Here is a 6,135-nt window from a genome sequence, read left to right as displayed (position 1 = left end):
TACAATGAATTGAGGCCGCATTTAAGTTTAGGAATGAAAACACCAAACCAAGTGCATAAAAAAGACCAGGAGCAAAAGCTACTGGCCTTCATTTAAAACCGTCAACGTATTTTAGGACGGGACACCTTTGTTCTTAAATTTCGTTATAAATAATATTAATTTGCTTAATAATGTAAGCCCCCGCAAAAAATAATTAAGAGGGCTTTATTGATATTAAATATCCGTTTGATTATTACTACTTTCAATTAAGTGTTTAATCATCTCTTCCGATTGATTTTGTACATCAACCGCAGGTGCTGCTGCATCAATGCTTCCTCCACTTTGAGCTGGAGTATAAGCAATTGCAGAGCCTTCATCCTCAACCAGTGTATTTAGCGCTATAAGCTGCTCTGCATCTTCATCAATGATTACGTCATTAATGTTAAGTGGCTCCGCCGAACTCACTTGCACCGTTTGCTCAGGTGTTGATAGACCACTCAAGTTACCTAAATCAATCGTTTCAGTGCTTAATACGTTGTTGCTTGAAACTTCATTAGGGGTTGTATCGCCTAAAGCCGACTCCTCACTAAATGATTCAGGGATTGTGTCGCCGGAAGCAACGCTTGCACTGCTTCCTGCGCTAGCAAGTTGTGGGTCGTTTCCTTGGTCAATAATATTGTCATTAATATCCTTAATTAAATAATTACCGGCTTCATCAACTGTGATAAAGCGATAATCAGACCAAGAACCTAAATCAAGAACTGATAATAATGAACTCCAATTTCCATTCTCATCAGGTTGAATTTCCATAGCGCTTTCTAGCACATTTAAGTTTAGGTTTAACACCTCAAGGCCAAGTAGGTTTGCTCCTACAACATATACACTATTTCCTTCTTCTACTGTGCCTTCTGCAGTTAGACCTATTCCTAGTATGCCCCAGTAATAGTTAGACACTTCGAAGTCTACCGGCGTTGAGTCAATCACTAACCCAGATAAGCTTCCACTTGAAGTAACATTTCCAGATTCATCAGTAGCGGTAGCCGTTACAGTGTATGCTCCATCGAGTAAAGCATTGTCTGGTGATACGCTCCATACACCTGTCTCACCCGCTGTTGTATCTTTGGTTACAACAGTACCGCTTTCATCTATAAAGCTTACGGTAATATCTTCATTTGCTCCTGCGGTACCGGTGATCTTAGGTGTGCTATCAGCTGTTAATTCTAAACCAGAGTTAATTACTATGCCTGAATCAACTATGCTGCTTATTGATTGCTCGCCAATATTACCAGCATTATCAAGTACGCTTACATCAACGCTGTAGTTCCCTTCACTAAGAGGCTGCGAAGCTGTAACACTCCACGACCCATCTGTGTTTACTGTTGTTGAAACATTGTGTGTTTCACCTAGTGCGTCAGTAAACATCACCATAACTGCAGCTCCCGCAAAACTTCCGGTTACTGAGCCTGTAATAGTCGGTGTGGTATCTTGGCCTACTGCAATAGGGTCTATAAATACAATAGGTGCTGTGTAATCAGTACTTGAAACCATGGTATCGCTTGATGAGTTTCCTGCAGCATCACTAACTGTTGCAGTAGCACTAAAACCGCCTTCACTAAGCGGCGTAACAGCTGTGACTGACCAAGTTCCGTTACCTGACACTTGCGCAGTTAATGTTTGCGAATCACTATTAGCATCAGTAAGTACTACGCTTATGGTTGTACCGGCCGGAGCATCACTTGTACCTGAGATGGTTGGCAGTGAGTTATTCGTAACTGCAAGTTCATTAATTTCAATTGTAGGCGGAGTTAAGTCAACTATGCCATTAAGACTTGTAGAGCTTGTAAGGTTTAAGTTTTCGACTGTCGCATCAACCGTAAATGCACCTTCAGCTAATGGAGTGGTCGGTATTAATGTCCATACACCAGAAATAGCTTGAGTGTTATAGGTTGTTGCATTACCACTGCTATCTGTAATAACAACTTCTACATTACCGTTTATTACATCGGTAGTACCACTAATAGTAGGGGTTGTATCGCTTGTATCTATTATTGGGTTAATTAATAGACTCGGTAAAGTGGTGCTCACAACGCCCGTTTGCGTCACCGTTGCTATATTGCCTGCGTTATCAATACTAATAGCTTCTATGGTTAAATCGCCCTCAGCAAGTAAAGGTGCAACAACAAGCCACGTGCCATCTCCTAATACCGTTGTGGTAACTTCATAAAGTGTGTTTGCAGAGTCGGTAATATTAACCGTGATTAAGCTACCGGTTTCTTCGTCACTGGTGCCAGTAATAGTAGGCGTTAATGTATTAAGTACACCAAAGGCGTCTATTTCTAACGATGGCGGTATGGTATCAATCGTCACTTGCTCAGTAACAGACTGGCCTACATTACCCGCAGCATCAGTAATACTTGCGAATACACTATATATACCATCAGGTAGACTAGTGGTTACTAATGACCACGTGCCATCGCTACCAACAAGGGCATCAAATACTGTTGCGTTGCCGTTACTATCTATCACAGTTACATCAATGTCTGTGCCTTGAGCTTCTTCAGAAGTACCAGAAATAGTTAGAATGTCAGTATTGCTGATGCTCAACGGTAAAATATCTACCACAGGCACTAACGTATCAACAACAAACTCGAGCGTTTGTGTTACTACATTGCCGGCATCATCAGTGATACTCACGTTGGCAACATGCTGTCCTTCAGTCAGCGCATCAACTTCCAGTGAAAATAGCCCTGCTGCATTCACTGTTGTTGTTAGTACTGAGCCTCCATCCAGCTGAATCTCTACCACACCATTAATTAAATCGCTAGTCCCTTGAATAATTGGAGTAGAATCTGACGTTGTACCAATCACTTGCAAATTAAGCGTTGGCGAGATGGTATCCACTACACTGCTTATCAGCTGTGTAGCTGTTATTCCGACTTCACTTAATACATTTACAGTTACAGTAAACACGCCCTCAGCAAGTGATTGAGGAACCTGTACAGCCCATGAATTATCTGCCTGCACTATGGCAACCAAATCTTGTGCTATGTTATCGCTATCTACCACTCTCACTAGCACTTCGGTGCCTGGGGCTTGGTCGGTCGTACCGCTAATTATTGGTAAATCTCCCTCGCCAGTTACAAAGTCAACCACCGCATTAAGTAATGGCGTTGAAGCATCTACATCTGCAGTTGTAATAGTGGTGGTGTTACCCGCTTCATCAGTTGCAGAGGCTTCAACAACCGATAAGCCAATAATATTAACCGCTAGGCCTAATAACACCCAATCGCCATTGGCATCAGTTGTTACATCGTATGTTAAGTTAGCCAAATCACCTGCTAATTCTAAATTAACAGTGACTGTTTTACCTTCACCTAAATCAGAAGTACCAGATAAAGATACAAGCTGCCCTAACACGAACGAAGGCACAATAGTAAGCTCTGGCCCTACTGTATCTACTTCGCCACCCGTTTTACTATCAACAGAGGTATTTCCTGCGCTATCAGTAATCGTTGCCGAAACACTGTAAACACCTTCTGCTAATACGTTGTCTGCAGCGGCTTGCCAGTCTCCATTAGCATCCGTTTGAACGGTAATTTGATGCGATGCGCCAGCTGAGTCAGTAAACGTAACGAAAACGTTTGTATTTGGCTCGTTTGATGTGCCACTAATTAATGGAGTGCTATCTTGAGTTAGTATTAATGAACTTTGATCAATACTAATTTCGGGAGCAATTGTATCAATAGTTGCTGTATTTGTTGCGTCCCCGGTATTACCCGCGCTGTCAGTAACAAATACTTCAACTGAATAATCTCCTTGTGATAGAGAGCTAGTTGCCTCTACAGACCATACACCACCAGTTTGAACTGTTGTATTTACAGTATGCTCATTACCTTGTGCATCAGTGAATACCACTGCAACAGCATCACCCACATTGGCACCTGTCACACTTCCAGAAATACTTGGAGTTAGATCAGTACTTCCAACAATATTGCTAATAGTTACAACTGGTGCTGTTATATCAACTTCCCCTGTAATACTTGTGTTTACAGGATTACCTGCAGTATCTGTTGTTGAAGCTAAAACCGTGTAAGTGCCCTCGCTCAACTCTGTACTTGCAGCGACTGACCATGTGCCATTTGCACCAACAGTAGCATTAACCGTTTGCTCTACACCTAAGCTATCTGTAATTAAAATAGCGACTATGGCGCCTTGTGGAGCTGTAGTTGTGCCTGAAATTGTTGGCGTTGTATCATTTGAAATTGTAAGCGGTGTAATATTAAGGGCTGGTGGAGTTAAATCGATAACACCGCTACCTGTTGTATTACTCGTTAAGCCTCCTTCAGTTACACTTGCCGAAACAGTAAATTCACCTTCAGGTAGAATATCTGTCGCATCAACACTCCAAATCCCACCTACCACAGTTGTAGTTACAGTATGTGAAACGTTATTAACGTCAGTTATAACAACCGTGATTTCTGTGTTATCTGCCGCACTACTTGTGCCTGATATTGCTGGTGTTTGATCGTTTGTATCAATAATTGTATTAATATTAATTGTAGGCGCATTGGTATTTAACATTGCGGTACTATTTGCAACTGATTCATTCCCTGCGGCATCAGTAACACTTGTAGAAACTGCAACTTCACCATCAGTCAGTGCATCTGTAATATCTACAGTCCAAGCACCACCTGCACCAACAACAGTTGTGTAAGTCTCGGTACTATCTGCATCGGTCACAGTTACTGTAATACTCGTGTTTTCAGGTTCATTGGATGTGCCTGAAATAGTTGGCGTGCTGTCATTAATTGTACCTAATGCGTTTATAGTAATACTTGGTGCTTGAGTATCAATAAAGCTCGAGCCTGTATCCACTCCTTGATTGCCAGCATCATCGGTAATACTTACCTCTACATCATAATTACCATCAGGCAAACTTGGCGCCGTAACTTGCCAATCGCCGTTAGCATCAACTATTGCAGTTAAAGTATGTATATCACCGTTGCTATCTGTAATAACAATATCGACCACCGTATCCTGTGGTTCAGTTGAAGTACCATTTATAACTGGTGTCTCAGTGTTAAATACAGTTATGTCATTAAGTACAATAACAGGTACTTGGGTATCAATTGTTAAATCAATAGTCGTGCTGCTGGTATTATTAGCATCATCGGTAACACTTACTTGAGCCGTATAATCACCATCAACAAGTGCTACGGGGACATCTACTTGCCAATTGCCATCAATACCCACTGTTGCTGTTAGTGTTTGACCGCCGATAAGGATGGTTACATCAGCACCAATCTCATTACTCGTGCCTGAAATTGTAGGGGTTGTATCTATTGTCGCGTTAACTTCGTTCACAATTAATGTAGGAGCAACGCTATCTATTTCACCTTGAGCCTGCTGCGTTGTTAAATTACCAACACTGTCTCTAACCTCTGCAACAACGATATATTGACCTTGCGCTAGCTCTGCAGGTACAGCAACAGACCAGTCGCCACCGGCTTGAACTGTCGCAGTAAACGCTTGGCTTTCTCCTTCACTATCAGTCACGGTTATATTAATTACAGTGCCTTGCCCCATATCGGTGGTGCCGCTAATTACTGGCGTACTGTCATTAGATAAAGCATCAACACTAACGGTTAATTCTGGTGCTACGTTATCAAAATCAAGTGTATTGATTGTTCTGACATTACCAGCGGCATCCGTTGCACTGGCAGTCACATAGGCAAGGTTTAGTAAAGGTACTGTTATGTTTGCAAGACCCCAGGTACCATCAGGATTTGTCGTTGCTGTATAAGTTGCGCCAACTAACCCACCAACTAGGTACTCTGTAATAGTGATTACAGAGCCTCCCGGTAAATCAGAATCCCCCGAAAGAGAAACTAAATTACCTAATAAAAACGATGGAATAATTTCAAGTTCAGGAGCAGTTACATCCACTTCGCCACTGTCAGTGCCGGTACCTGTGTTGCCTGCGGCATCGGTGATGTTGGCGCTAACGCTATAATTCCCTTCGGCTAATGTGCCTGTTGGTGTCGCACTCCAGTTACCATTGGCATCGGTTTGTACATCAATGCTTTGAGTAGCATTTGCTGCATCTGTAAACGTCACCGTGATGGTGCTGTCAGGTGCATCACTAGTGCCTGTCAC

Annotated in this window: 1 protein-coding gene; it reads right to left on the bottom strand. The window is 42.3% G+C overall.

The features are described 5' to 3' along the window. Positions 1-213: 213 nt before the first annotated feature. A complete protein-coding gene (locus H5087_RS19880) occupies positions 214-6,135 on the bottom strand; it encodes an Ig-like domain-containing protein (protein WP_310736477.1) in 5,922 nt (1,973 codons plus the stop codon).

The sequence above is a fragment of the Pseudoalteromonas sp. SR43-7 genome, assembly GCF_014163785.1.
Lineage (GTDB): Bacteria > Pseudomonadota > Gammaproteobacteria > Enterobacterales > Alteromonadaceae > Pseudoalteromonas > Pseudoalteromonas distincta.
This window is presented reverse-complemented; position numbering and strand designations above follow the sequence as displayed.